This is a genomic window from Paenibacillus woosongensis (genome assembly GCF_009725165.1).
Lineage (GTDB): Bacteria > Bacillota > Bacilli > Paenibacillales > Paenibacillaceae > Fontibacillus > Fontibacillus woosongensis.
Map to the genome: position 1 here is coordinate 727,897 of NZ_WNZW01000002.1, position 21,862 is coordinate 749,758.

Genomic DNA, 21,862 nt, shown 5'->3' on the forward strand with positions numbered 1-21,862 from the left:
TGTATGTTTATTATAAAATTGTTCATCGTTTTGATTAATGTAATAATCGAGCATCATAAGGAATAAACAGGACAAAAAAGACGAATCTACTCAGGATTCGCCTTATTTGCATGGAGCTGCTCGAATTCGGAAGGGGTTAGACCAAATCTTTTTTTAAAGCATTTGGAGAAATAATTCGGGTCATTATACCCTACCTTTTCTGCCACAGCCGACAGCTTCATTGGTCTGGTTAGCAGGATGTCCTTCGCTTCCTTCATGCGAATGTAGGTGATATAATCTACGACTGAAACGCTAGCTTCCTTCCTAAACACTTTGCGCAAATAACTGGCATCGACATATAGGGCTTGTGCCACACCTTCGACAGTCAATTCTGAATCTGAATAGTTTTGTTGGATATATGCTTTGGCAGCCGTAAATAATTGATACGATTTCGAAGGCCTAAAAGATTCCCTATAGTTAACCGCTCTGCTGAACAGCTCGGCGATCCATCCCAGGGCCTCTTCCCAGGAGGGCAGCGCTTGTCGCTGCTGCTCTAGCGCGCTGCCCGTTCCCCACACTTCCTCCGGGTTCAGTTCGGACTCCATGATATAAGCACGACAAAGGTTGATTAAGGCCTCCAGATAGCTCTGTCCCCTAGCGCTCGAAATGGAAATATCCATCTTGTGAATAACCTGCCAAATTCGGCTCATCTCTTCGTGGACGGCATCCATCTCCCTCATCCTGAGCGTCAAAATCAGCGTCTCCTGCACATCAAATGGGAGAACTCCAAGGTTTGCCGCTTTCTGAGGGGGGATTTGCTCCTGAAAAGAAGGCCGGGAGCGTTCATCTAAGGCACGTTTTACCCGCTGAAGCGTTGTCGCAAATTCAACTTTATTGAACGGTTTAAGCAAATAATCCTGTGCCCCCAGCCGAACCGCCTGCCTCGCATAATCAAATTCACTGTGACCTGTCACAAATACGACGGAGATATCAGGCTGTGTCTGCTTTAGCAATTTCGTCAATTCCAGCCCGTCGATAAACGGCATGGATATATCAATGAATGCGAGATCCGGTCGATTCTCCTTGGCTTCCTCCAGCGCTTCTCTTCCATTAGCCGCCTCGCAGCAAATATGAAATCCGTGGCTAGCCCAGTCTAGTTTGCTTCGCATATAGTCTCTGAATAATGGTTCATCATCAACAATCATAACTTTATACATTCTGTTCACCTTTGCTGTAGTTATTGGGAAGAACCAGTTTAACCGTTGTTCCTTGGCCCTCTCTGCTCTCAATATGAATACCATAGATGTCACCGAAATACAGCTTCAGTCTTTCATGCACGCTAAATATGCCAATCGATGTTCTCTTAGCCGAATCCTCTTTGAAATCAGCAATACGGGATATAAGCTGAGGGGACATTCCTACGCCGTTATCCTCCACTTTAATGATTACATGCTCGCTGTCTGCATGCGCACAAATCCGAATAAAGCCGCTGCTGTCCTTCGTCTTCAGTCCATGATAAATCGCATTTTCGGCCAGGGGCTGCAGCGACAGCTTGGGAATATGGATTCCCTTGAGTTCGTCAGGAATAGCAATATCATATTGTAAAATATGAGGATAACGAACCTGCATAATCGTTAAATAGTCATTAACGATTTTCACCTCTTCTTCCAGCGTAATAATTTCATAGCCTTTGCTCAGAATGACACGATAGAAATCCGCAAGAGCTTTGGTTGTATCTCTGGCCTCTTCCGTTCTCTCCATGTCAGCAAGTACATAAATCGTATCTAAGGTATTGTAGAGGAAATGCGGCTTTATCTGAGCATGCATCAGCGCCAGCTCATATTCCCGCTTACGGAGCTGCTCATTCTCTACGGTGGCGATAAGCTGCTTTATGCGGTCGATCATGAGATTGAATACGGTAGCCAGCAGTCCGGTCTCATCCTGCGCGCGAATAGCCGCTGTAACGTTCAAATCGCCTTCCTTGACTCTGCGCATCGATTTAGCAAGCTGAAGCAGGGGATTTACTAGGATCTTGGATAATAGAGCTATGCCTAGGAATGCAAGCAATAAACAAACCATCCCGATCACAACGGTCATCCAGACATTGTGACTGATCATGCTTTTTAGCGCAGTCATCGGGTTCATATTCACCAGGCTCCAGTTCATCCTGTTGTAAGGATATACGCTGATGAATTCCTGCCCTTGGTCACGATCGACAATTTCTGAATAGGGTTCATTAAGAAACGTCAAGGGCCGCTTCATCTTTAAGTGATCGAACGGCTCTAGAACATATTCCGGATTCGAACTGGAAATAATCCTCTGAGCCGTATCCACCAGCAAATAAGTCTTGGAAATGCCCTGATTATTCTCAGTGCCGAGAAATGAAGAGAATGTCGTCTCCTTCACATTGATAAATAAGGTGCCTAATTTATTGCCGCTATCTACATCGATTACGACCTTGCCGAGAGTAAGAACGGGAACCGCCGGGTCACTGACCAGAAAATTACGCTGCTCCATCGAAAACCAGCGATTGCTTCCATAGCTTCCCATCCGAGTCATCTGTTCGATCATTCCGCTATCAATTACCTGATGTTCATCCTCGTTTATGCGAGAGTATGAAGTATGAATGTGGTTGCTCCTATCGATAAAAATGGCAGAATCAACATCGGGAAACAGAATAAGATCCGTGGATAGTTTGCTTTGGATCTGCCGTCTGAACTTCAGCTCTTGTACCGAATTACGCTGCTCAGGGGAGCTGGCAATGATGCGATTAATATCAGTAGCAATAAAATTAGCGCTGTTCTCTGCATTGCTAATAATAGAATCGATTTGAGATACTATTAATTTTGACTCATCCAGGGCACTTTGCTCCATATTTTGGATGGTAGATTGGCTGAAATTGTAGCTAGAGAGATAGCCCGAAATAAAGAGCGGAATAAAAATCAATGGAAGGAATATAAGAATAATCTTGTGCATGATTTGTAATCGTCCAAACCATTGGAACATGGTCCTCCATCTACTCACAACATGACCTCCAGTGATTTCATAGCTGCTATTATTTATCCATTCTAAAATTCAAATCCTAATTTGTATAGGATGTTTCAAAAACATCTGTCTTTACAAAAGAAAACGGGGTTGTTATCTATTTTCGCTAATTATGGATATTTTGGATCAGATTGATATATTGTGATTCCAATCACCTAGTCGCCTTTCCTCCTGCGTTATGCTTCTGATGGATAGATGATGTAAATGATGCTCAGATCGTTTTCACAAATAAAAATGAGGAGGTCGCATAGATGAATCAAGCTGCGTTAAATCATCATGATGAGCGGATGCCGATGTTTTGTTTTCAGTGTCAAGAGGCATCTAAAGGTGTCGGCTGCACCATCGTAGGCGTATGCGGGAAGACGCCTGAGGTCGCCAACCTGCAGGATTTGCTCATATTTATTTTGAAAGGCATTTCCTTTTTCAGCGTGGATACGGAGCTGCCAGAATCGCTGCAACGCCGGACATCCGTCTTTATGATGGACTCATTGTTCGCTACAATCACAAATGCCAATTTTGACCGGGACGTGTTCGTCGTTAAAATTCGGGAGGCGCTCGCTCTTCGTGATGAAGTACGTAAGCATTGGGAGCATCAGCATCCAGCCAGCCAGACGTTATTGCCGGATGCTGCGGCTTGGCATGGCTACGATGAGGAGGCATTGGATGCCAAAGCCAAGGAAGTTGGCGTACTTGCCACCGAAGATGCGGATATCCGCTCCCTGCGGGAGCTGCTTACCTATGGGCTTAAAGGAATGGCGGCATATCAGTATCATGCCTATCAACTAAATTATACGAACTGCGAAGTGGAGCAGTTTATGCAGCGAGCGCTTGCCGCTACTTTAGATGATACATTAACCGTGGATCAAATGGTCGCACTCGTGATGGAGACGGGCAAATTCGGCGTGGACGCCATGGCCTTGCTGGACCAGGCCAATACCGGCGTTTATGGTCATCCCGAGGTGACGAAAGTCAACATCGGAGTGCGTAATCGCCCGGGCATCTTAGTCAGCGGCCATGACCTGAAGGATCTGGAAGAGCTGCTGCAGCAAACTGAGGGAACTGGCGTGGATGTGTACACCCATAGCGAAATGCTGCCAGCCCACTACTATCCGACCTTTAAGAAATACGAGCATTTTGTCGGGAATTACGGCAATGCCTGGTGGAAGCAAGCCAGTGAATTCGAAGACTTTAACGGCCCGATCCTAATGACGACCAACTGCATCGTTCCGCCAAAGCCTAGCTATGTGAAACGCATCTTTACGACGGGAAACACCGGCTATCCTGGCTTGCGGCATATTCCGGAGGGTGTAGACGGTCAGCCTAAAGATTTTTCCGAGTTGATTGCCCTAGCCAAGCAGTGCCCGCCCCCTACCGAGCTGGAGACCGGGGAAATCGTCGGCGGCTTTGCCCATAACACCGTGACGAGCATTGCCGACCAAGTAGTCGATGCCGTGAAAACTGGAGATATTCGGCGTTTCTTTGTCATGGCCGGATGCGATGGCCGGATGAAATCGCGCAATTACTACACCGAGTTTGCCCAGCAGCTTCCACGCGATACAGTCATTCTCACCGCGGGCTGTGCGAAATACAAATACAACAAGCTAGATCTCGGCGAGATCGGAGGCATCCCGCGCGTCCTGGATGCGGGGCAATGCAACGACTCCTACTCGCTCGCCATGATTGCGCTGAAGCTGAAAGAGATATTGGGACTTGATGACATCAACGAGCTGCCGATTTCATATAATATCGCCTGGTATGAGCAAAAAGCAGTCATCGTGCTGCTGGCCCTGCTCTATCTTGGGGTCAAAAACATCCATCTCGGGCCGACGCTGCCTGCCTTCCTCTCTCCGAACGTGGCCAATGTACTGGTGGAGCAGTTCGGCATCGGCGGGATTACAAATGTTGAGGATGACATGAAGATGTTCCTTGGGGCTTAGTTTTTATTGCGATAGGGGGAAGCGGAGTTCCCGGTGTCTATACTTTCTTATATCTTATGAAAATAGGCTGCGCCCTTCCTTGGTTAGAAGTAAGCGCAGCCTATCATTATGGAAAATTATTTGTTATGGCGGTATTGACGTGACGGAACAAGCTGCTATTTCAACACCAATGACTTGAAATCCAGCTTTCCCGATCCCTCAAAGGTAAAATAGAGCGCCTGCTTCCCATTTTCGATGTTAATTTTCGCCCCATAATAAGTAAAATCACTGCTTGGCGAGATTGATATCCTTGCGATCGGCTTTGCATGTGAACCATTCGCAACCAGCATGAACCCCGTAGCACGACCCCGAACACATACAGCGATTTCCGACACATCCTGCATCAGAAAATATTTGAAGCCCGCCACGGCTCCATTTCTCATATTTGCAATATATTGATAAGGATTATTCTCCCTGTCTTTCCCGCTTTGCGTGAAATATGGATGCTTTCGGAAGGTTATATTACCGAAATAAACCCCATACCGGCCTGCGCCTTCCGCTGACATCAAATGACAAGCTATACGCGCCTCATACTCTCCTCTGCCGTTTAAGGGACCGTTATTTAGTCCACAACTCGTCAGCTCTACCTGCTGAATCGTCCCATCTTCCTTGATCTCGATCGGCTCGGCTAGTCCCTGTCTGGAATAATGATGCCGGTTCGTGTGCCTGTGATGGAACACATACCATTGATCTCTAACCTGAACGATCCCGCCATGATTGTTGCCAATATAGTTATAGGCCTTTTGATCCGAGTCGTGCCCGTTCATATAAAGGTCGCCATTGCTTATGATCGTTCCGCCGAATTTAAAGCCGCCTGTCGGGCTTTTGCTTGTGGCATAGCATAGTTCATGGCCGTTGATCGACGAGTAGATCAAGTAATAGGTATCTTTTATTTTACGGATCGAGCTTGCCTCAAAAAATTCATGCCCCTCGAATCCAGTGCCGTCTGCCTCCCCCGCTTTGGGAAGGATAAGCCTCGGTTCACCGGTCACCGTTTTCATATCCGGCTGTAACTGAATTACGTATCCGCCTTTACAAGTTCGTTTCTTCCATCCTGTCACAAAAAAAGGAACATCTTTTATTGGTGCAAAGCCTGAATACAGATAAACGCATCCATCATCATCAACTAGAACGCCGGGATCGAATAAAATAGGATCTCCGCTGTGATCCCACAGCCTATCTCCGTTCGGATGGCTTACATAACCGTAAAACTCATACTCGCCTGCCGGTGAATCACATACAGCTACGGCCATAACGCTGCGAAAGGCCAATGTATAGTACAGGTAATATCGCCCGTCTGGCCCTTTTGCCACATCGGGTGCATACATCTGATACAAGCCTAATTTGTTCATAGGATCTTGCGTTTTCCTATAGATGACCCCTTCGTATCTCCAATCACTTAGATCATCAATGGGGGCAGACCAGCAAACATAATCATTCATACAAAAAAGCTTACCGTTAAATCTGTCATGCGAACCAAATACATATAATCTATCTCCGAATACATAGGGTTCACCATCGGGGATGTATTCGTAGCTAGGCAAGTATGGGTTCAAAGCCTGGCTTGGCATCATCGCGTTCATCTCCCTTTGCTGCTTTACAACAGTGTAAAGGATTAAATGATTCCAGCATATCAACCAAAAGTTGCCGGAGAAAACTCATGGGTGCAACTAAATATTCCTTCTATAATATAACGGCACATTGCCCGTAACCTCCTTGAACACCCGGCCGAAATGCGTTACACTTCCAAAACCTACCCTTCTGGCGACTAAGTGCACCTTCATAGAAGAGTGCTCCAGCAGCTTCTTGGCTTCCTTAATCCGCACGCTGTTCACGTACTCTACATATGTGAAACCCGTCGCTTTTTTAAAGTACCGGCTTAAATAATAGGGGCTGATATAGAACTTATCCGCCAGCAAATGCAGCGATAAATCCTCTGTGTAATGTTCATTAATATAGCGGACGATCTCCGATATTCTTTCATGCATGGGACTTGGCGAGGCTAGCGCCTCCATGGCGTTCTGCTTGAAGTGCCTGCAGCAAATGATAAGCAGTTGCACGGCGAGCGTCCGCGCATATAATTCGAAGCCGCTCTCCTGTTCCTTCATTTCCTCTATAATAGCCCGGGACAGCGGCTCGATCGACAGTTGGCTGCGCAAGGAACCGTTCACGATCAAATAATCCCGTTCCAGCAAAGGCCGAAGCGCTTCCTTATGGGAACCATCCGGCGCAAAATACTGCTCGTGTATATTAATGATAAGCCGTTCATGCTTCGGCTGGGCCGCATTGATCGTACGATGCAGAATATTCGGCGCAATAATGACCACATCGCCCTCGTTGACCGCTATCGTTCGGTCCTGAATAAAGATATTCCGCTGGCCGGACATCAAATAGTAGATTTCGTACGTGCTGTGAAAATGGCTGACCGGCATATGGTGGCTTAACGCTTTCCGGTGGGACACCAGGAAATTCCCTGTGCGATTCTCAAAATAAAGATCTCCCAAACTGTTTCGCTCTCCTTCTCAAGCCGTTGTTGACGATATAGTTCTTAGTATTTCATTATATCGCAAGAAATAAGAAGAAAGAGAATAAATATGCAAAACATGTACATTTTACGATGCTAGAATAGCAGTATAAACAAGAAGGAGGAAGGATATCAATGCCATCATCCACATCCCTTAAGAACCCAATTCAATGGGCGCAAACCGCCTGCGAAGCAATTATGGCCAAATTCGAGCCGGAGGATCTTCCGCCGGACCGGTTCCACTACCATCAGGGGGTCTTTCTGTCCGGCATGGAGAAATGCTGGCAGCAGACCGGAGAGCAGAAGCTGTACGATTATATGAAACGGTGGGTGGACAGCCAAGTACTTGAGGACGGCAGCATCAAGAAGTTTAAGTCTGACGAGCTTGACGACATTCAGCCCGGCGTGCTTCTCTTCACTCTCTATGAACAGACAGGAGACGAGCGATACAAAAAAGCGCTGCATACGCTAGTGCCTCTGCTGAAGTCATGGCAGACGAATCCGTCGGGCGGATTCTGGCACAAGGGGCATTATCCGAATCAAATGTGGCTGGACGGCTTGTATATGGCCGGCCCGATTGCTGTACAATTTGCCAAGACTTTCGGCGACAGCGAATATTTCTCCATGATGACCTTCCAGGCTCTCCTCATGGCGAAGCATACGAAGGATCCGGCCACCGGGCTGTTGTACCACGGCTGGGACGAGACTAAAGAGGCTAAATGGGCCGACCCCGTTACAGGTGTCGCGCCGGAATTCTGGGGCCGCGCTATTGGCTGGTATCCCGTTGCTTTACTGGAAATGTTCGAATACTTGCCGGAGGATCACCCGGATAAAGCCAAGCTCGTGACCATTCTGCAGGATCTGCTTATCGCTCTGACGAACTATCAGGATCCCGCCACTGGACTGTGGTATCAAGTCATCGACAAAGGAGACAGCCCGGATAATTGGCTGGAAAATTCCTGTTCAGCGCTATTTGTTCATGCCATTGCCAAGGCGGTCCGGTTCGGCTATTTGGACCCCAAATACATGGACTATGCCTGGAAAGGCTATCAAGGCGTAATCGATACGCTAAAGTTCGACGAGAACGGCAACGTCGTGATCGGCAACATTTGCATCGGCACCGGAATCGGCGATTACGCCCACTACATTGCCCGCCCAACCAGTGAAAACGATCTGCACGGCGCTGGCGCCTTCATTCTCATGTGCGTAGAGATGAATCTGGCGGAAACATAATGCGGAAATCTGCAAATAACAATAGAGAGCCGGCATCGCCGGCTCTCTATTGTGCTAAAACCTTTTATATGTAAGAAGAAGTTTATTTAAAAAATTTACTTCCATTAAATATACTTTTTCAAGAGTATTCAGTATTTTTATTATATTTTTTTTGTCTTTTGTTAAGTTAAATTTGATATTTAAATTCATTGCGATCTGTAAATCTCTTAGAATTACATTGATACATTCTAATAATTCTGTATTTTTAATACCCATTTTTTTAAAAGTAAATTCTGTACGATCTTTCATTAGTTTTTTATGTTCGATTAAAATATAAAAATTCTTTGTTAATAAATTGATTTTTTCGTCATATAAAGCTAATCTATAGTGCTTAATTAACACTTTATATATTGATATGCCAAAAAAAGTATTACAATTTGTGTAGTAATCTTTAGCATAATTTTTAATGGTGTTCGCCGAATGCTTATACTCAGTAATTAAACAAACTAACAAATCTTTATTTAAATTACTTTCTACAAATTTAGGCTTCAACATAAATATTTTTTTTAGATAGTCATCGTTATTTATTTTGAAATATTCAGGTAATTTTTCATATGATTTCCTTAATTCAGAGTAGCCTACCAAGTTAAACGAAAATTTATTATTAATATCATAACCCACTACATTAAAAGTCTTGTTCTCTTCATTATAACCATATATCATTATCCCATGCCCTAAATTATAATTTCTATAAGCCCTAGAAAATGGCAGGAAATACTCATCAACATGTAAAAAAATATAGTATTCTTTTTCAATATGCTCTACTAAAAATTTAATAATATCAACATCAATTTCTCTTCTAGTTAGTAAATAACTGTCATCTTTAAACTGTGAATAAGATAAAAAGTCATCTTCACAATAATCAAGCACTGCGACTTCATTTTTATATTCATCTACTTTAAACTGTATGTATTTATCAAATATTAGGTGATCAATTTGATGATTAACCTCTAATATTGACATAATGTATGAATGTTGAGGTAGCGAATCTATTGTTGGATATACAAGAGGAAGAACCTTCATATAAAAACCTCCGTAAATCTAATTTAAGCCCCTACACCGATGTAATTTATAACCTCCTTTTCTTGTATAAATATCTATTTATCTGCTTTATTCAAAAATCTCTAAGTATCATCATCTTTTTCTTCGCTATAGTTCTCAAAGGATCTGTTGATTTCGTTGACTTGCTTTTTCATCCCCCCCCATTTCATATAAGAATTGTTCTTATCAATAGGGATATTTTTCTTTTAAAGCTAAAATAGCTTTCTTCACATGTGCGCCTTTAGGAATTGTTTCAATATCACCTTATTAGAAGTCTTTTGGTTTTCAGATAATTTATAATTTTAGCTACAGAATCTTCAAGGTCCTGATGGTCAGTTTCAATAATAAGCTCGGGACAAATCGGCTCTTCATACGGGTCGGTTATGCCAGTAAAATTCTTAATTTCACCCTTTCTTGCCTTTTCATAAAAGCCCTTTGGATCCCTTCGCGCACATTCTTCCAGGGAGCACTTTACATATATCTCAATAAAGCTGTCCCCAGTAAATAATGCTCGAACCGCTTCCCTGTCTTCTCGATACGGCGAAATAAAAGCAGCTAATACAATTAATCCTGAATCAACAAATAATTTTGCTACCTCTCCTATGCGACGTATATTCTCTTTTCGATCTTCAGGAGAGAACCCCAAATCTTTATTAAGACCTTGTCGAATATTATCTCCATCTAGAATATATGACCTAATATTAGAATGATACAGTGCTTCTTCGACAGCTACAGATAGTGTTGACTTGCCTGCTCCCGATAATCCAGTAAACCACAGTACACAACTTTTATGTTGATTTAAAAGATAACGATCTTCTCTAGTTATTAAAGCTTGATTCCAACCGATATTTTTCTGGCTCTGTAGCACTATTTTTCACCTCTATTGCTAGTACATTTCAATCTGCTATCCAACTATGAAACCTAATCTTGACATTAGCCCCGACTCAACTGTTAATATCATCTAGAAATTACGAGAAGATGTAAAATACCTATATCGTCAGCACATTAAACAGAATTCACTTCTTATCTTCAGTTTATCAATGCCCTCTCAAGCCCTACACTCAACTAATATTCATTCTGATAACCGTGTGGCAAAATGTAATTGTTTGAACATAGATCTCTTAGTTTTATGTGAGTATCTAATACAATAGGCAGGATCTGATCATAAATATCCCCAGTCCAAGATTCTGCATTATAACTCGGTATACTTTGAAGATATATGGAACCATCCTCTGTCCTATTGCCAATTGTTATTTTCTTTCCAGAGGCATTATTAACTGCAAGATAATTGTAGTTAAGTTCTAATTGATCCAATCCTTTTTGTATTAAATCATTCTTAAATCTTTCTAGTGTCACAACAGGATTAGAGCACAATTCATCATAACTTAAGATGACTCTATTTTTCTGCGGTATAAATTTTGCATTAGAATAAAATTTACTCCACAAATTAGCTCTTTCTATCCAATTAGCCCCTGCCCATTTATAACCGATGTGATACGATTTTTCCAAACTCTGGATTACACCCGAAAAATGTCGTATAACTAATATGATTATTGCATTGGGATATTTATATAAAAGATCATTAATAATTAACATGTTCCACGGAGTTGAGTCACAGAAAAATTGTTTATTTTTTTTTAGTGTTATACTAGTAGCAAATACAGAAGAGAATTCCTGTAATTCCCTTATATATTTTTTTTTGTATGGAGAAGGAACCCCATAAAACTCTCTTGGGGCAATATAATAACTAAAGAAAAAGCCTGAAAACTCCTCCATATTACAAACAGAATTAGTATTGCCAATAACATTCCCTATAAGAGTCGTCCCAGAGCGAGGAGAACCTACCACAAAAATTGGAACCACTTTTTTGTCATTCAATATCTTTTTCCTTCTTTCTATTTAGCGAAATTAATATGCAACTAGAATAAAAGTGGACACCTCATAAGTGAAGCCAATAATATGATGAAAGAAGAGTTGTCCGAGATCAAATGTGCAACGGTCACACTGAAAAAATAAAATCAAGTCATAAGGTATACTGCTAACAACCAAATGAAGATTTACTACCGTTCGGGCATTTACTTCACCAGGTTTTTATCAATTAATGAAATGATTTTTTCAATTCTATCGAAATTTTCCATTAACAAATCATCATCAGCAATCGTTATGCCGATTTTTTCTTCGAGTTGAACGATAAATTGAATTGTCTTGATTGAATCTAATCCTTGGTCAACCAGATTTTCGTCAGGATTAAGAGAATTTTGACTTTCTAAAACTTTTTCTATCAATTCGAGCACAATCCGTCTCATATCCAATCTAGGTCACTCCTTTTGATAATAATTTATTTTAAAGATTGTATTTTACAGTAAACTTTCTCTTCCTGATTTATGATATCATTTAGTTTATTCATTATCCTGGTTAGAATCTCAGTCTTATTTTTGCTGTATCTCCCTTTTATTAACATCCCCCTTAGTATCCTCCATTCCCTTCCTAAATTAGAAATACTCTTAGCTGGGCTTAAAAGCGAAGTCCAGCCCGAATGATCAGCAAGGTAGTTCAATGAAATGGCGTACTTGATATGGCCCAATCCAACTGAAACAAATTTGTCAAGTATTTGATCTGCAGCTTCAATGTAATTATTACTTATAATCCCCTCAAATATCTGTCCTTCTTCAAGTTCAGTTTGCAATTTTTTCATCATTAGAGTATTGACATTTAATATTGATTCCGTTAGCAACTGCCTAGGATCTATCCGTAAATTAGGAACAGAATTAAATTGAAAGGTATTACAAATATTACAACCATCAAAGAATTCATCGAAGGGAATCTCTTGCCATTGAATATCACTTGCAAAGTGAGTAATCTTATATCCATAAAAAACTTTTTCCTCAACACTAAAACCAAATAATAGTAGGACATAGTCATCTGATTTTGTAGAATAGCTTTCTTTGCCTACAGTTAATGGTCGTCCAGCACTCAATTCTCCCCTAGCAAGTTCGAGAATTGTACCTTTTGACAGGTTCGAGTGATACGTTGTTTTTATACCGTGATATTTCTCCAGTAAATGGAATTTATCATCATCAGGCAATTCAATTCGTTGGCTAATATCCCATACGTTGGGAAGACCAACCCCTTCATACGAAAATCTCCAAGATTTTAAGTACATGTATTCATAATCCATTTTTCTCCAAGTGGCTATTGTCGCAACTGCATTTTCCATACAATCAAAAGCTTCATATATAAAGGGCTTAATGGTATTTAAGTTGGGCAATAAAAACACCTCATATAAAATAAATAAATTTAGAATACGGTACTCCTGCCGCTTTGCTGTATAAGTATCAAATGGTATAATGCATGTAATTTATAATGTAGGAGAATCATTTCTACCTTCTAACATTTTTAAATCTGTAGTTAAATAGTTCATCATTCGTGACTTCTACCTTAACGGGAATTTTATAAGGCTCTAATTTTTCTGCACAAAATCTCCTAATCCGATCTTTAACCGACATAGCGCTTTCTGAATTAATAACGTTTACTTTCGCTGTTACTACTTCCCCAAGAAGAGGATTGGGGGCACCTATAACTACGACATTTTTAATATTTGGGACTTGCATAATGATGTTTTCAATCTCGACGGGATAAACTTTTTCCCCGCCGACATTAATAATTTCAGATTTTCTGCCAAGTATTTTTACATATTCCCCCTTTACAAGCACTTGATCTTGCGTGTTAAACCATCCCTCTTCGTCAAAAGGATTGGGGGCGTTAAGATAGCCCAGAATGGCAGATTCGGCTTTAATGTATAAGATTCCATCTACCACCTTAGTTTGATATCCCTCCCCCCCTATTTTTACCCATAGCGAATCGGAGCTTTCAGACCTTGTTCTCAGAATTCCTACCTCAGAGAGCCCATATGTTTGTTTAAATTTAACGTTGGGCAGAAGTTCGACAAGCCTTTTAAGTGTTGTCTCAGGCATCACTTCTGTCCCGTAGGTAATAATTTTCAATGAAGAAAGATCATAATGTCTGAAGCTTTCGGAAACAAGCAGTAAATTCAAAAAAGTAGGTGAGGTCGGCAAAATCTCTACTTTATGTTCCTGAATGATTTGGCACACATCCTCAGGTCGTCTGCTTTTGCAAGTTATTACAGTGCCACAAGAAGCTAATGTATGAAGTATAGTGTTTATCCCACCTACATGATCCAAATGTAAAAACGCAAGAATTCGATTTGGGCCTTTTGTCGTTTTATATTTTTGTAATAGTTTAGTAAGGTCGTGTACACCTCCCTTCTGTTTACCAGTGGAACCTGAGGTAAACAAGACAAGCCCAGGCTTCCCCTCCTCAATAAGTTTTTCTAAAAGTATATTTGTGACAACATAATTGTGATTCTCTAACGTAAGAGATTCGTTTTTAACGATCAGTCTTTTAGAACAACCGGCAAGTTGCATGAGCTCTTCCTTCTGTCCCTCTGATGACTTACTGCTAAGCAGAACAATAATGTTACGGTTTGCTATTAATGCAAAAATAGCCGCGCAAATGATTGGTGAATAATCGCAATCTATCGCCACCGCTTCACCTGGCCGGAGATCCGCTTTCTTAAAATAGTCCAAACTGTATTCGTACATATTTAAAATTTCAGAGTAGTTATACACTCGATCTTCAAATATGATCGCTTCTGTATCAGGCCGGTTGCGAAAATTATTAATCAACCAATTGATTATCAATACGTATTCCTCCCATTTGCAAATAATATCACTTAACATTCAGTCTCTATTAAATAAAGTTTATAGATATAATCAGCCAACGTACTCACGGTCATAAATGGGCTGTTTGGGGCTGAAAAAACCTTTTCATCCAATAGAGTATGCGGAATACTTCCAAATTGATCGATAATTCGTTCCTCTACACATAAAATGAAACTAACAAATCCAATAGAATCCAATACGGTTCCTTTTCCCGACAAAGGGGTCCGTTCACTTTTTACCAGATAATATCCATCTTGTTGATAGTGGTTCGCCTCATCCATTGCGTCATATATTAAATTTAATGCAGTTTCGTAAAGAATCATTGGCTTTACTCACCACCTTATTTGGCCTTTAGTCTTAAACGGTTTTCTATTTCCTCAAATAAGAGCTCATGGTACTTTACTTCATATTCGTAAATCGGGGTTAATTTGTTAATGGATGCGATTAGAGCTTTTTTGTTATAAATTGAAGTATGTTTATATCGTCCTAACACTGCCCTTATATAGATATAGCGATTAATAATGGACTCTAGTAAGGTAATTTCTTCACTATCTTGGTTTAAGAGTTTTAACATTCGGTATTTGTCAGTCAATTTATCAAACATAATATCGTGGATAGTGTCATATAATTCTTCTATATTTTCCGAAAGTAACCCCTCATCGGATACAATTCGGCTATAGTCCAGTATAAACGCTTTCAAATACTCTAACCCTTTTACGATAAACTCTTTTTCCTGAATCATTTTTATCATAAAGTTATGAATATAATGATCCGCGGTTCCGGAAAAACGCTCAATTAGGATGTCCTTCTCATCTTCTATAGCAAAATACTCAAAATAAGTCTCTTTACCCAGTTCACTATAATTCTCAACATACCCGTTATAAGTATCCATCAAACCTACATATGATATCGTTTTTCTTTCATAACCGTTCGGATAAGGATTTTCAACAACATCCAATATTTCAAATGTATGCTCCGTATCGTTGAATCCATATACCAAAAAACAGTGAATTATATGGCGTAATTGATATTTTGCATTTCCTGGCATATAATAAGGATCTGCATACACAATTACGTATCGATCTTCCATAATTGCTCTTTTAATATCATCAATTATGTTAGCACTTCTTCCCTTTTTGTATACTTGAACGGAAAGATCCTTCATTAATTGACTTAACTCTCTAATTTGATTGATTTCCACATACAGTTTTATGTTCTCTTTAAACTCGCTTAACCCATATTTGAAGGTATAGTTAAAAAGAAAGGGCTCAATTGGCCGTTGATATTGATTCATTATGCTGAAAATTCCATGAAGTAAACAACTTTTTAAATTTGCTTCCCCAAAAGGTTCGATTCTGAGTACTTTTTGTTTCATAGTTCCAATTCCTCCCTAATCCAAATTTATTAGAAAAATTTTACTTGTAAGAAATATAAGCTTCGGCATACGGGTAATCAATTTCATTGCCGCGATCCTTCATTGTTTGTTTAATATGAGAGCGGTAATCAAATAACTTAAGCTGGGAGGCATAAAAGCCTACTGTTTCCAGCTTTGAAGTGAATTCTTCTTCAGTTAAGGGGACGTAAAGAGTAGGGCTTTCAATTTTCGACCAAATTTCATACCCTAAGTAGAAGGCGTCGCGGTACTTGGACTGGACTGTAAGGATGATATCAGAGACAACCTTATGATCAGGATGATCATCCAAATGATGTGGAAATAGGACAAGTTCAGACTCATAAACCAAAATTCTATCTTCAATCTCTTTTTGAATCTGTAACCGGTGTTCACTTAACTCTCCGTCTGGAAAATCTAAAAAATCTAAATCTGTAATACCGAGTGTTTGAAGGGCGGAAGCAGCTTCTCTTTTCCTGATTAATGCAAGTTCAGGGTCTGGCTCAGCTCCCGGTACACCTTTCTCTCCGTTAGAGATAAAAACTATCTTTATTTGTTTATCCAGTTGTTTTGTTAACTTATAAATCAATCCCCAAGAACCAAAGATTTCATCATCTTGGTGCGGTGCGAATACGGTCACTCTTTTTAATCTCAAGATGCTTTCAAGTTTCATATAACAACTTACTCCTTTCTAACTGCTTGCTGAAGAATAATGTTTAATCGCAAAAAGCCATGCGACCCTAGATAAGAATATAAATATTCCTCCTAATATGACCGCTAAAACAAAATCTTTCCATTCCATTTTTCCTAGTAAGAATCCTGCTGGGATATAAGAAACAAATGCTAGAGGAAGTACATACGTAAAAACTATCCTGATATATTTGGGGTAAATAGATATTGGATATCGAGTAATGCTTAAAGATGTATCAACCGCTACAATAGCATTATCTATAACAATCGCTTTAAAAACTATCAATAAAATGGTAAACCATACACTATAGAAAATAGCAGAACCTATTATTAAATATAGTAAGCAAAGAAGCGCATTCGTTAGGGTAATCGTAACCCCAGAAAACGCAATAATGATTATTCCTTGAATAAATTGAGTAATTGAAAAAAAATTATAAGTCGCAAAAGAGACCATAAATTGGGAATCGACAGGTTTGGTTAGAACAAAATCCAACTCGCCTTTTCGAATCAGCCCGGTCATATAAGACAAATTAGGAGTTATAAACAATCGAACAATAGAGATTGATATTGTGGAGAGTCCAAATAACAATAAAATTTCTTGCATCGACCAACCTTTAATAGATGTTACATTTCCAAAAATACTTTGAATAAACAAAACATACAGTATAATTTCTAGACCAGACGCAATAAATGCAGAGATGAACTGTGCCCTGTATTGTAAACTATGCAAAAATGAAGTTTTAATTAAAATTCCCAAAATCTTAATCATCTTATGAAATGAATACAAAAAAAGTCACCCCCCAACAGCCTCGTACCTGCGTAGCCCTAAAGACCAAAACAATCGTGCTGCAACCAATAGCCCGACCATCCACAAAATTTCAATCATTAAGTTGAAGTAACACTCTTCAACTGATAGTATCCCAAGCAACATATATACCGGAAAAGTAATTAACATTTTAAAAGGTAAGTAGTTAGCAATTAACTGAAAGTTCTCAGGTAATAATACAAGCGGAATTAAAGAACCTGCCAGGATCTGTGCAATAAGTTTGTAGGCTGAGAAGATCCCCCAACTATCAACCAACCAAAACGCCAATGTACCCAGGATCATTTTTAATCCACAATTCATAAAATATGTAACAACTAGTGTAAATAAAAATAGCGGTATTCTCTCAACAATAATATTTCCGTCTGAAATATAAGGATGAAAGTATATCAATGCGATACCTAAAATAGGAAGATAAATTAATACTGTGATGATATTAGAAGCTGCGGTTCCCCAAACAGCCCTCCAAAAAAAATCAATAGGTCTGGTCAAGTGAAAAGAAAGTTGCCCACTTTTAATCATATTTAAAATCGGCCACTCCATATTTGGAGTTGTTGCGACCATTACGAAATTTGCAACTAGATAGTAAGTCACCATACTACCCGCTGAGAATGTTTGTACCTTATCATTTGTTTGAAAGACAGCAATCCAAACAAATATCATAATAAACGGAACAATAACATCCACAAGCATCCAAATAGCCATATTAAATCTATAAATAAAGGTTTCTTTGAAGTCAAATACAACATAAGCTAAATATTTCTTAAATAAGTTAGGATTATCCGACATTTGTTTTTTTGCCCTCCAGATAAAAATTGGATATTATATCATCCATATCTAATTCTTCAATTGAAATGTCAATTATGGGGAGGGCTCTAAATACTTTCGAAATAACCTCAGTAGCTTCTACATTGTCAACTAATAAATCAATAATTTGGTCCTGATTGTTCTTTATAACAGCAATACGACTGGATATACTCTCTAAAATTTCAGCATAATTCGAAACTTTCCTATCTAATGAAATTGAAATTTTTCTCTGACGATTATACTTTTTCTCTAGCTCGCTCAATAAACCATCGAATATCTTATGCCCTTGATTAATAACGATAACCCGATTGCACAGTTCCTTTATATCCTTCATATAATGACTTGTTAAAATGATGGTAGTTCCACTTTTTTTGTTATATTCCTTTATCATTTCCCTAAAGTTTCGTTGAGAAACTACATCCAGTCCTAACGTCGGTTCATCTAAAAAAAGAATTTTAGGATTATGCAACAGAGCAGCAACCAACTCGCTCTTCATTCTTTCACCTAAAGACATCTGTCGTACCGGTCGATGAAGCAAGTCAGTTATTTCAAAGCTTTTCGATAAGTATTTTAGCTGTTTTTCAAAGAAATCGTTATTGAGACCATACACATTTTTAAGCAGGTGATAGGAGTCTATTGCTGGAAGATCCCACGATAGTTGGGATTTGTTCCCGGCTATGATGGAAATTTGTCTCAAGAAATCAGCTTGCCTTTTAAAAGGATTATATCCAAGAACTTCAATACTCCCCTCTGATGGGTGCAATATACCACTTAATAGCTTTATAGTTGTAGTCTTCCCTGCTCCGTTAGGCCCAATAAACCCTACGAGTTCCCCTTGGTTTATTTCCATGGAGATATCGGTTAGCGCATGTTTAACTCTATATTGAGGATTAATATATGATTTTAAAGATGCAATAACCCCTTCCTTTCTCTCTCTATACTTGAACTTTTTTCCTAAATTTTCAACACTAATTACTTTCTCCACATCTATCTCTCCCTCTCGAGATCATAGAAATTCCTTTAACCGTTAAACGAACTAAAATAAATATCCTCGCTTGAATTGATTGTATTTGAGTGACCCCCGAATAATTCTTCAAGCCCTTGCAAAGAAAGTTCCCCGACTAAAAAATTATAGATTTTCAAGATACGGACATCTTGTTGAATTTCCGAGAATAAGCTTGCACTATATTTAAAATGTTCTTTGTAGAACGATGTGTTTCTTTGATGTGCAAGATGATAATTTACCCCATTCGCTGCAAATCTAAAAGGATGACCAGCGTGAAAGAGTCGATATCCTAATTCAAAATGTTCAAATCCCCACTCTTTAAACTTTGGGTTAAACATTCCCGCACTGCGCAGATCATCCCGCCTAACGGAAGAGTTTCCGGAAAAAAAGCCCATCCAGGGAATGACGCTATCTGTCCCCCCTTCTTCTTTGAATAGGTGGCTGATAACTGTAGAATATAGATACTTTCGTGCGAATCTTGTAATTTTTCCGCTTTTAATATAACTGAGTATTTCATTTACTCTACACTCTAAGTTCGAAATATATAGTTCTTTTGGATTTCCTATCACAACACAATTCCCATTCTTTTTATGAGAGGCCAGATGTATCTCAATGAATTCGCTACAAGGAATACGATCTGCATCATTGAAAATGATTAGCTCACCGTCCGATGACTCTATTCCAGTATTTCTAGCTATGGCTCTTCCTAAATTTTGTTGTCTAATGACCTTAATTTGCAGACGTTCTTTCCATTCGTCCAGTTCTAACGGATCGTCCGAGCCGTCATCTACAACTATTATTTCAAATATATTTCGATTTATGGTCTGATTGCAGTAACCTTCAAGAGTCAATTTCAGCGGGGTACTTTGATTATAGACTGGAATCACAACACTAATTTCCATCGGTGACTATCCTTTCAAGATATCTTTTAGCTTTTAATAGCCCAGCAAAGGCCGCCTGTTCGCTTTTTGTCCACTGTTTGCTCTCATTTTCAATAACGATCACCCCCGTATACTGTTGTTCTTGAAGAACTTCCCATACCCTCCGCCAATCAACATCTCCTTCACCCGGTAGACTATAATCGTTCAGTTCAGTTCCTTTTGTCTTATCCTTGGCATGAACGTTATGTATGTACTTCCCATACTTACGAATTAAATCAAGATAATTATCTCCCATGGTAATGCAATGGGATAAATCCAAAGTTATTCCAATTACTGGGGACCCTTCAAGCAATAAGTCCCATAGCCGACTATGTGCCCCTAGATTTGTTATACGATTACTATAGATTCCTGGACAATTTTCTATTAAAATTTTAATTTTATTTTCTGCTGAATATTCATAAATATCCTGCATATCCCTATGAAATTCACAAATACTATCTTGCTCTTGTTGACTTTCATCATATCCGACATAAGTACCAACATTCCTAACACCTAACTGTTTAGCTAAGTCTATTGTATTGTATAAATATTTTTTGTTTCTTTTCTTAAAGTTTCTATCAAGGTTATTTAGATTGCAGGTTAATGTACTAATCCCTAAATTATATCGATCTAGGATCTCTTTTATTTCATCCACTTTTTGAAGAATGGTTAAATTATTGAAATTACCTAATATAACGTCATTTTGGGTTATAGAAGGCATGCAGCTAACTTCTAGCAACCTCACATTTTGCTTGGAACACCATTCTGCAATCTTTTTGAATTCTAATCCCCATAAACAATGAATGGCAATTCCTAAGTTAAGGACAGACATCCAACCACTCCCTTACTTTCAAGACAACTTCACTCTGAGCTTTCGGGTGAGTGAACAATGGATCAGAATCAATACAGCACAAACGACCGTTTTTTGACCTTTTCACGAGTTCTGATACAGTTTGAATAGCTTGCTCATTAACCACACTAAGAACCACTAACCAATTACAAACTTCACTAGTTAAAAAATAGTCTCTTAAATTTGCGTGTTTTATTTCCTGAAGTAGCCTTTTAGATATTTGGCTTCCCAGTACATTCCAGTACAAAGAACCTGAATAGTGTAGCTTTTCAAGCCATTCCTCTACAATTGCATTACGGTTAAGATCAAGCGTTCCCGTTTGTTCCAGCATAAACCTGGCTGATTCCGTCAAACCTAATTCATAATCAAAAACTGGTTCGAATGTAGGGTTAATTAGTATGATGTCATTAATACCTGCATCAATTGCCAACTTGGTGGCCACTAAACAACCAAACCCAACCCCCAACAAAATTATCTTCGAAGGCTTATAGTTTTCAGAAACATAATTAATAATCAATGCACCATCTTCAAAAAAGTCTCTTAAACTCAGGTCCATTAAATCTCCCGTGCTGTCACCACTACCTCTAAAATCAAATCGGCAAACGCTCACGTCTAATTCTCTTGCCATACGTGCCAGCTTAGAAAGTAGAAACCAGCTCTCACATTTATCTTGAAAAAGTCCATGAATCCCAATAATCCAAGTATTATTACATTTAGAATTCTCCAACAAACAAAATAAAGATTCTTGTGCATTGTGATTCTCTATATACACCTGTTCAACATTCAGACGAATCACC

General features: G+C 39.4%; 21 protein-coding genes. 2 read left to right on the forward strand and 19 right to left on the reverse strand.

What is annotated here, in order from left to right; all coding sequences use genetic code 11:
• Positions 1 to 86 precede the first annotated feature (86 nt).
• Complete coding sequence (locus GNP95_RS09710) at positions 87 to 1,280, reverse strand: response regulator transcription factor (RefSeq protein ID WP_155610613.1); 1,194 nt, start codon at positions 1,278 to 1,280, stop codon at positions 87 to 89.
• Positions 1,189 to 3,003, reverse strand: coding sequence for a cache domain-containing sensor histidine kinase (locus GNP95_RS26595; RefSeq protein ID WP_155610614.1), 1,815 nt, complete (start codon positions 3,001 to 3,003; stop codon positions 1,189 to 1,191). The genes GNP95_RS09710 and GNP95_RS26595 overlap by 92 nt, the downstream gene beginning before the upstream one ends.
• Positions 3,004 to 3,275: 272 nt before the next feature.
• On the opposite strand from GNP95_RS26595, the gene hcp reads away from it, so the two are divergent.
• Positions 3,276 to 4,961 carry a hydroxylamine reductase gene (gene hcp / locus GNP95_RS09720; protein ID WP_196427121.1) on the forward strand — a complete coding sequence of 562 codons (1,686 nt, stop codon included), beginning with the start codon at positions 3,276 to 3,278 and terminating at the stop codon, positions 4,959 to 4,961.
• 155 nt (positions 4,962 to 5,116) lie between these two features.
• On the opposite strand, the gene GNP95_RS09725 is transcribed toward hcp, so the two are convergent.
• Positions 5,117 to 6,583 carry a family 43 glycosylhydrolase gene (locus GNP95_RS09725; RefSeq protein WP_330163334.1) on the reverse strand — a complete coding sequence of 489 codons (1,467 nt, stop codon included), beginning with the start codon at positions 6,581 to 6,583 and terminating at the stop codon, positions 5,117 to 5,119.
• Positions 6,584 to 6,670: 87 nt separating this feature from the next.
• A complete protein-coding gene (locus tag GNP95_RS09730; protein ID WP_155610615.1) occupies positions 6,671 to 7,504 on the reverse strand; it encodes an AraC family transcriptional regulator in 834 nt (277 codons plus the stop codon).
• A 155-nt stretch (positions 7,505 to 7,659) separates the two neighbouring features.
• Between GNP95_RS09730 and GNP95_RS09735 the strand changes: the two genes are divergently transcribed.
• Positions 7,660 to 8,757, forward strand: coding sequence for a glycoside hydrolase family 88/105 protein (locus GNP95_RS09735; RefSeq protein WP_155610616.1), 1,098 nt, complete (start codon positions 7,660 to 7,662; stop codon positions 8,755 to 8,757).
• Positions 8,758 to 8,811: 54 nt separating this feature from the next.
• On the opposite strand, the gene GNP95_RS09740 is transcribed toward GNP95_RS09735, so the two are convergent.
• The 15 genes from GNP95_RS09740 to GNP95_RS09810 all read right to left on the reverse strand — a co-directional run bounded on the left by GNP95_RS09740 (position 8,812) and on the right by GNP95_RS09810 (position 21,861).
• Positions 8,812 to 9,819: a hypothetical protein gene (locus GNP95_RS09740; RefSeq protein WP_155610617.1), complete on the reverse strand. Its 1,008-nt coding sequence runs from the start codon at positions 9,817 to 9,819 to the stop codon at positions 8,812 to 8,814.
• 277 nt (positions 9,820 to 10,096) lie between these two features.
• Positions 10,097 to 10,708, reverse strand: a complete 612-nt coding sequence (gene cysC, locus GNP95_RS09745) for an adenylyl-sulfate kinase (protein ID WP_330163356.1) — start codon at positions 10,706 to 10,708, stop codon at positions 10,097 to 10,099.
• Between the two features lie 194 nt (positions 10,709 to 10,902).
• Positions 10,903 to 11,715: a sulfotransferase family protein gene (locus GNP95_RS09750; protein ID WP_155610618.1), complete on the reverse strand. Its 813-nt coding sequence runs from the start codon at positions 11,713 to 11,715 to the stop codon at positions 10,903 to 10,905.
• Between the two features lie 197 nt (positions 11,716 to 11,912).
• A complete protein-coding gene (locus GNP95_RS09755) occupies positions 11,913 to 12,143 on the reverse strand; it encodes an acyl carrier protein (protein WP_230873758.1) in 231 nt (76 codons plus the stop codon).
• A gap of 32 nt (positions 12,144 to 12,175) precedes the next feature.
• Positions 12,176 to 13,105: a hypothetical protein gene (locus tag GNP95_RS09760; protein ID WP_155610620.1), complete on the reverse strand. Its 930-nt coding sequence runs from the start codon at positions 13,103 to 13,105 to the stop codon at positions 12,176 to 12,178.
• Between the two features lie 112 nt (positions 13,106 to 13,217).
• Positions 13,218 to 14,558, reverse strand: coding sequence for a long-chain fatty acid--CoA ligase (locus GNP95_RS09765; protein ID WP_196427122.1), 1,341 nt, complete (start codon positions 14,556 to 14,558; stop codon positions 13,218 to 13,220).
• Between the two features lie 32 nt (positions 14,559 to 14,590).
• Entirely contained in the window at positions 14,591 to 14,902 is a 312-nt protein-coding gene (locus GNP95_RS09770) for a hypothetical protein (RefSeq protein ID WP_155610622.1), read from the reverse strand.
• 17 nt (positions 14,903 to 14,919) lie between these two features.
• Complete coding sequence (locus tag GNP95_RS09775) at positions 14,920 to 15,954, reverse strand: hypothetical protein (RefSeq protein ID WP_155610623.1); 1,035 nt, start codon at positions 15,952 to 15,954, stop codon at positions 14,920 to 14,922.
• A 40-nt stretch (positions 15,955 to 15,994) separates the two neighbouring features.
• On the reverse strand, positions 15,995 to 16,642 hold the full coding sequence (locus GNP95_RS09780; protein WP_155610624.1) for a PIG-L deacetylase family protein: 648 nt from the start codon (positions 16,640 to 16,642) through the stop codon (positions 15,995 to 15,997).
• A gap of 18 nt (positions 16,643 to 16,660) precedes the next feature.
• Positions 16,661 to 17,428: an ABC transporter permease gene (locus tag GNP95_RS09785; protein WP_155610625.1), complete on the reverse strand. Its 768-nt coding sequence runs from the start codon at positions 17,426 to 17,428 to the stop codon at positions 16,661 to 16,663.
• A gap of 24 nt (positions 17,429 to 17,452) precedes the next feature.
• Entirely contained in the window at positions 17,453 to 18,271 is an 819-nt protein-coding gene (locus GNP95_RS09790; protein ID WP_155610626.1) for an ABC transporter permease, read from the reverse strand.
• Positions 18,261 to 19,274 carry an ABC transporter ATP-binding protein gene (locus GNP95_RS09795; RefSeq protein ID WP_155610627.1) on the reverse strand — a complete coding sequence of 338 codons (1,014 nt, stop codon included), beginning with the start codon at positions 19,272 to 19,274 and terminating at the stop codon, positions 18,261 to 18,263. Before GNP95_RS09795 ends, GNP95_RS09790 begins: the two co-directional genes overlap by 11 nt.
• 35 nt (positions 19,275 to 19,309) lie before the next feature.
• Positions 19,310 to 20,197 (reverse strand): glycosyltransferase, encoded by an 888-nt coding sequence (locus GNP95_RS09800; protein ID WP_155610628.1) that lies wholly within the window; start codon positions 20,195 to 20,197, stop codon positions 19,310 to 19,312.
• Entirely contained in the window at positions 20,187 to 21,047 is an 861-nt protein-coding gene (locus GNP95_RS09805; protein WP_155610629.1) for a sugar phosphate isomerase/epimerase family protein, read from the reverse strand. Before GNP95_RS09805 ends, GNP95_RS09800 begins: the two co-directional genes overlap by 11 nt.
• Positions 21,034 to 21,861: an alpha/beta hydrolase gene (locus GNP95_RS09810; protein ID WP_155610630.1), complete on the reverse strand. Its 828-nt coding sequence runs from the start codon at positions 21,859 to 21,861 to the stop codon at positions 21,034 to 21,036. Before GNP95_RS09810 ends, GNP95_RS09805 begins: the two co-directional genes overlap by 14 nt.
• Between the last annotated feature and the right edge of the window lies 1 nt (position 21,862).

Bases quoted from the DNA above. Each gene is read 5' to 3' on its own strand.
- GNP95_RS09725 (WP_330163334.1), bottom strand. From the start codon at position 6,583: ATGAACGCGATGATGCCAAGCCAGGCTTTGAACCCATACTTGCCTAGC.
- GNP95_RS09805 (WP_155610629.1), bottom strand. From the start codon at position 21,047: ATGTCTGTCCTTAACTTAGGAATTGCCATTCATTGTTTATGGGGATTA.
- GNP95_RS09770 (WP_155610622.1), bottom strand. From the start codon at position 14,902: ATGATTCTTTACGAAACTGCATTAAATTTAATATATGACGCAATGGAT.
- GNP95_RS09755 (WP_230873758.1), bottom strand. From the start codon at position 12,143: ATGAGACGGATTGTGCTCGAATTGATAGAAAAAGTTTTAGAAAGTCAA.
- hcp (WP_196427121.1), top strand. From the start codon at position 3,276: ATGAATCAAGCTGCGTTAAATCATCATGATGAGCGGATGCCGATGTTT.
- GNP95_RS09785 (WP_155610625.1), bottom strand. From the start codon at position 17,428: ATGATTAAGATTTTGGGAATTTTAATTAAAACTTCATTTTTGCATAGT.
- GNP95_RS09775 (WP_155610623.1), bottom strand. From the start codon at position 15,954: ATGAAACAAAAAGTACTCAGAATCGAACCTTTTGGGGAAGCAAATTTA.
- GNP95_RS09790 (WP_155610626.1), bottom strand. From the start codon at position 18,271: ATGTCGGATAATCCTAACTTATTTAAGAAATATTTAGCTTATGTTGTA.
- GNP95_RS09735 (WP_155610616.1), top strand. From the start codon at position 7,660: ATGCCATCATCCACATCCCTTAAGAACCCAATTCAATGGGCGCAAACC.
- GNP95_RS09740 (WP_155610617.1), bottom strand. From the start codon at position 9,819: ATGAAGGTTCTTCCTCTTGTATATCCAACAATAGATTCGCTACCTCAA.
- GNP95_RS09780 (WP_155610624.1), bottom strand. From the start codon at position 16,642: ATGAAACTTGAAAGCATCTTGAGATTAAAAAGAGTGACCGTATTCGCA.
- GNP95_RS09800 (WP_155610628.1), bottom strand. From the start codon at position 20,197: ATGGAAATTAGTGTTGTGATTCCAGTCTATAATCAAAGTACCCCGCTG.
- GNP95_RS09710 (WP_155610613.1), bottom strand. From the start codon at position 1,280: ATGGTATTCATATTGAGAGCAGAGAGGGCCAAGGAACAACGGTTAAAC.